The 4,864-nt window shown below is 64.1% G+C and carries 5 protein-coding genes; 1 reads left to right on the forward strand and 4 read right to left on the reverse strand.

Features of this window, described 5'->3' with window-relative positions:
- From EOA28_RS25085 to EOA28_RS25100, 4 genes are all read right to left on the reverse strand, one after another.
- Nucleotides 1-601: nickel/cobalt transporter (locus tag EOA28_RS25085; RefSeq protein ID WP_189342174.1), on the reverse strand; the 601-nt coding region annotated here is incomplete at its 3' end.
- Between the two features lie 103 nt (nt 602-704).
- Nucleotides 705-1,373, reverse strand: a complete 669-nt coding sequence (locus EOA28_RS25090) for a DUF1007 family protein (protein ID WP_126081493.1) — start codon at nt 1,371-1,373, stop codon at nt 705-707.
- Nucleotides 1,374-1,542: 169 nt separating this feature from the next.
- On the reverse strand, nt 1,543-2,445 hold the full coding sequence (locus tag EOA28_RS25095) for a LysR family transcriptional regulator (protein WP_042640557.1): 903 nt from the start codon (nt 2,443-2,445) through the stop codon (nt 1,543-1,545).
- A 2-nt stretch (nt 2,446-2,447) separates the two neighbouring features.
- Nucleotides 2,448-3,644 carry an amidase gene (locus EOA28_RS25100; RefSeq protein WP_126081494.1) on the reverse strand — a complete coding sequence of 399 codons (1,197 nt, stop codon included), beginning with the start codon at nt 3,642-3,644 and terminating at the stop codon, nt 2,448-2,450.
- A gap of 543 nt (nt 3,645-4,187) precedes the next feature.
- On the opposite strand from EOA28_RS25100, the gene EOA28_RS25105 reads away from it, so the two are divergent.
- A partial coding sequence (locus tag EOA28_RS25105; protein WP_189342175.1) for an alanine racemase occupies nt 4,188-4,864 on the forward strand: 677 nt, incomplete at its 3' end.

Below are 4,864 nucleotides of genomic sequence, written 5' to 3' on the forward strand. Positions count from 1 at the left end.
CATGGGCGGCCGACGGGCTGTAGGCGGGCGCTCTGCCGAACAGGCGCAGCGCCGATGGACCGAGCTTGCGCCAAAGCAGCCAGGCGCCGAACAAGGTGACCAGCACGAAGCTGGAGATTTCGAGGAACCAGGCGGCGTCGGTCATCGAGATGGCGGTGCCGCGCAGCACGAAATAGGCAAGCACCATGACGACCACCGCCGTCAGGCCCTGCAGCAGCGCCGAAACGAAGGAAAGCAGGATGCCGCGCCTCAGCGCCACTTCGTTTGCGACCATGTAGGAAGAGATCACCGCCTTGCCGTGGCCGGGGCCGGCGGCATGGAAGATGCCATAGGCGAAGGACAGGCCGATCAGCAGCCAGAGCTTGCTGCCGTCCTGACGCATCGCCTTCATGGCCGCCGCCAGCGAGTGATAGAATTCCTGCTGCCTGAGATTGATCCACATCAGGATATGGGCGAACGGACCTGTGGTGGTCGGCGCCATGCCGTCATTGGTGCCGATGCCGAGCGAGCTTTGCGCATGCGCGGCGCCGGGCAGGTGGGCGATCACCAATGTGGCGGCCAGCAGGCCAAGCGCCAAGCGGATATCCGTGGGATGCCCCACGAATATCCGCTTGGATTCCCTTGTCTGCCGCAGGTTCCGATCGCAAAACCGTGCGACACTTTTGCGGAACCTGCTTGCGCGTAACGACGGTTTCATCACCAAATCATCCTTCCGGCGGGCAGTCCAATTCGAGCTTGGTGGCGAAGATCTTGCTCATGTCCGTGCCTGTCGGATCGTTGAAGAACGCGTCCGTCAGGGTCTTCTGGTTTTCCTTGATCGCCTCGTCCGGATCCGGACGGATGACCTTCTTGGTGCAGGTCGAGGGCAGGCCTTCGACGGTCATGTTGGCGTCGTCGGTGAAGTCGATCGCGGTGTAGAAGGTCGGATCGTAGACACCGATGTCGACCTTGCCGGCAAGCTTGATCGGCGTCTTCGGCTGCGACTCGAACAGGATGATCAACTGATCGTTGTCGAAATTCGCCATCAGATGCGGCGGCGGCACCATGGGCACGTCCTTGCCGTCCTGGGTGACGAGCTGGAAGTAGTTGAACTCGGCCAGCGAGGAATGGACGGTGTCGGCCACTTCCTTGAGCTCTTTGTCGTCAAGCTTCAGATCGGAGTTCTTGTCGAACTCCATCATCACTGTACTCGAAAACAGGTCGTCGAAGCGCCAAAGGTGGCGCAGCGCCGTCACACTTTGGTGATCCTGGCTGAGGATGACGTCGAGCCGGGCTTCGGCGAAGACATGCGGATGGACTTCAGCCTGCTCGACCGAGGCCAATATGGCCGCAAGGGCCGAAGCCAGCATGGTTGCTTGCCGTTTCAGATGCATTCCGTGCCGCGATTCCATTGACTTAGAGCGGTTCTGCGTTCCACGCTGACCCGCTCTAATAATTTGTTTTGCGCAATTCCGGACGGAAAACCGCTACGCACTTTTCCTGGAATTGCTCTCGGGAGCGAGCCCAGAGTTAGCAGAAAGGGGGCGAAATTGGGACGCTCGCTCAGGCGCCCGTGTCGCGCGTCCTGAACCAGTGCACCAGGAAGTCGACGAAGACCCTCACCTTGGCCGGCAAATAGCGGCGGTGCGGGTAGACGGCGAAGATGCCGGTGCCGGCCAGGATGCGATCGTCGAGCGCGGTGACCAGCTTGCCGGACGCGAGGTCGGGGGCGGCGATGAAATCGGGCAGCATGGCAAAGCCCAGGCCGGAGAGCGCGGCGGCTCTCGCCACGATCGGGCTGTTGACCTCGATAGGCCCGGAAACGGCGACGCTGATGGATTCCTCGCCTTCGCCCTTGAAGCGCCAGTTGGCCAGCGAGCGGCCGTTGGTGTCGACGATGCAGGGCAGGTTTGCGAGATCCTGCGGGCGCGTCGGCGCGCCATGCTTGGCGATCAGCTCCGGCGACGCGCACAGCCTGACCGAGAACGGCGCCAGCCGCCTGGCGATCAGCGAGGAGTTCTCCAGCCGCGAGATGCGCACGGCAAGGTCAAAGCCTTCCTCGACAAGGTCGACGAAGCGGTCGTCGAGATGGATGTCGAGCACGATGTCGGGATGCTGCCTGGCGAAGTCGACCAGCGACTGACCGATCGGCGCGTCGGCGAAGGTGCGGGCGGCCGACAGCTTGATCCTGCCGCGGACGTCGCCGGAAGACTGGCGCACCGCCTCGGCAAGGCTGTCAACCTCGCGCACGATCTCCGAGGCGCGCTGATAATAGGTGTGGCCGGCCTCGGTCAGCGAGAACTGGCGCGTGGTGCGGTTCAAGAGCAGCGCGCCGAGCTCGTCCTCCAGCTCGCGCACATATTTCGACAACAGCGCCTTGGAGCGGCCGATCTTGCGCGCCGCGGCCGAAAAGCCCTCCGCCTCGACCACGTCGATGAAGGCGCGCATGCGGGTCAATGTATCCATGGTCAGACCTTTCGTGCCGCGTCGAGAATCTTGCGGCCGAGCCGTATCAGGGCAACGTCGCTGCCGGAAGGCCCAAGCAGCGACAGGCCGAAGGGCGCGCCGTCGACGGAGCCGATCGGCAAGGTGATCTGCGGAAAGCCCGAAAGACCCGAAAGGCATAAGAGATGCAGCGCCCTTTCGCGGTAGGCCTGGAACTGTTCCGGGGTGCTGGCGGCGAGCGGCGCCGCGCCGGGAACGGTGGGCAGGACGAGAAAGCCGTCATTGCCAAGCAGGGCGCCGAGCTCGGCCCGGAAAGCCAGCCGCCGCGCCGCTTCGGCGGCGGCAGTTTTGGCATCTATGGTGCGGCCGAAGGCAAAACGCTCCTCGACGCCCGGGCTGAGGCGACCGCCGGCCGAGATCCACGGGCCATGCTCGCGCCAGGCCTCGAAGGCCTGCAGGCGGCGAAAGCACCAGTAAAGCTCGTCGGGGAATGAAGCGAAGGCGTATTCGGTTTCCACGGGCTGGCCTATGACAGCGGCGGCCAGCGCCTTCATGCGCGCATATTGCGCGGCCTCCGCCGGACCCATGACGAAGGCGTCCAGCCAGCGGATCGAGAGCGGGCGGTTGAGCGGGTGCTGATGCAGGTCGCGGCCGAGCAGCAGCTTGCCGACCGTCTCATAGGTCTCGATGTCGTCGGCGAACCAGCCGAACGTGTCGAAGCTCGATGCCAGCTTCATCGCCCCGTCGAGCGAAATGCGGCCATGGGTGGTGCGTAGCCCGATCAGGCCGCAGAAGCTCGCCGGCGCGCGGATCGAGCCGCCGGTGTCGGAGCCGGTGGCGATGTTCGCCAGCCCGCCGGCAACCGCGGCCGCCGAGCCGGAAGAGGAGCCGCCGGTGACGCGATCGGGCGCGGCGGGATTGACCGGGTATGGGAAATGCGCGTTCTGGCCGAACAGCGAGAAGGCCAGCTCGTCGGTCTGGGTCTTGCCGACGAATCGCGCGCCGGCGTCGAGGATGGCCTGCACCGCTTGCGCCGTGCGCGAGGCGGCATGCGCCTCCTCGTATTTTTGCGGGTTGCCGCAGCCGGTGCGGTAGCCGGCGACGTCATAGATGTCCTTGACGGCCAGGCGCAGGCCGGCGAGCGGGCCCAATTCCGCATCCTCCACAGGCATTTGGCGCAGATTGAGGAAGGCGTTCAGCGGTCCTTGAGTTCCTGGCATCGTTCGATTTCCGGATACAGTCGGACCAACATTGTTCGATGCCAGAAATTTTACAACCTGGGCTTACGATTTTTATTGATTGTGAAACCCTTCGCTCCTATATCGCGCTTGCCCAAAGTCGCACGTGCCTGTGGGTGTCCGCCGATCCTCGAATGGTGAGGGCAATCGGTAAGGTAACTGGAGCCAACCCCTCCAGTCGGTCAGTGGCCAACCACAAGACCGAGGACACCTTGAAGCAACGACGGTGCGGGCCTTTCTGGTTCTCTTCCGGTTGTCCAAAGACCGGGGTTACTAAAGAGGCACACCTTCATTGCCGGCAGTGCGGACGGGGCTCTCCCATCCAAGCCAAGGCAGACAAAGCGAACCGAGGCCGGGCAAGGCCAAGGTTCATCGCCGCGAGACGGCATTTCATGGTTCCGGGGTCTCCACCGGCTGGTTCCATGGATTTGACGTCCCGCCTTTGTTTGACCGCGAGTTCGCGAGGCTGAGCGCCCGCGTTCCGCAGCCTTTGTGCGCGCCGAAAGGCGTTATGGAGAGACCCCGATGGCCACCCAGCGCATCCTTGACTTCCTCGCCACCCGACGTCCGAACGGTCCCTGCCTCGTCGTCGACCTCGATGTCGTGCGCGACAATTTCCGCGCCTTCGAGAAGGCGCTGCCCGATTCCAAGATCTATTATGCGGTGAAAGCAAACCCGGCGCCGGAGATACTGCGCCTCCTTGCTGCGATGGGCTCGTCCTTCGACACCGCATCGGTTGCCGAGGTCGAGATGGCGATGGATGCCGGCGCGCCGGCCGATCGCATTTCCTTCGGCAACACCATCAAGAAGGAGCGTGACATCGCACGCGCCTACCAGCTCGGCATTCGCCTCTACGCCGTGGACTGCGTGGAGGAGGTGGAGAAGATCGCCCGCGTCGCCCCCGGCTCGCGCGTGTTCTGTCGCGTGCTGACCGACGGCGAGGGCGCCGAGTGGCCGCTGTCGCGCAAGTTCGGCTGCGTGCCCGCGATGGCCGTCGACGTGCTGCGCCATGCCAAGGGCCTCGGCCTCGACGCCTATGGCGTGTCGTTCCATGTCGGCTCGCAGCAGACCGACCTGTCGGCCTGGGACCGCGCGCTGGGCGACGCCAAGAAGGTGTTCGCGACGCTCGCCGAGGAAGGCATCGTGCTCAAGATGGTCAATATGGGCGGCGGCTTCCCGACCCGTTACTTGAAGGACGTACC

Source organism: Mesorhizobium sp. M2A.F.Ca.ET.067.02.1.1, from assembly GCF_004023285.1.
In the GTDB taxonomy this organism is placed as follows: Bacteria; Pseudomonadota; Alphaproteobacteria; order Rhizobiales; family Rhizobiaceae; genus Mesorhizobium.

Bases quoted from the DNA above. Each gene is read 5' to 3' on its own strand.
- EOA28_RS25090 (WP_126081493.1), bottom strand. From the start codon at position 1,373: ATGCATCTGAAACGGCAAGCAACCATGCTGGCTTCGGCCCTTGCGGCC.
- EOA28_RS25095 (WP_042640557.1), bottom strand. From the start codon at position 2,445: ATGGATACATTGACCCGCATGCGCGCCTTCATCGACGTGGTCGAGGCG.
- EOA28_RS25100 (WP_126081494.1), bottom strand. From the start codon at position 3,644: ATGCCAGGAACTCAAGGACCGCTGAACGCCTTCCTCAATCTGCGCCAA.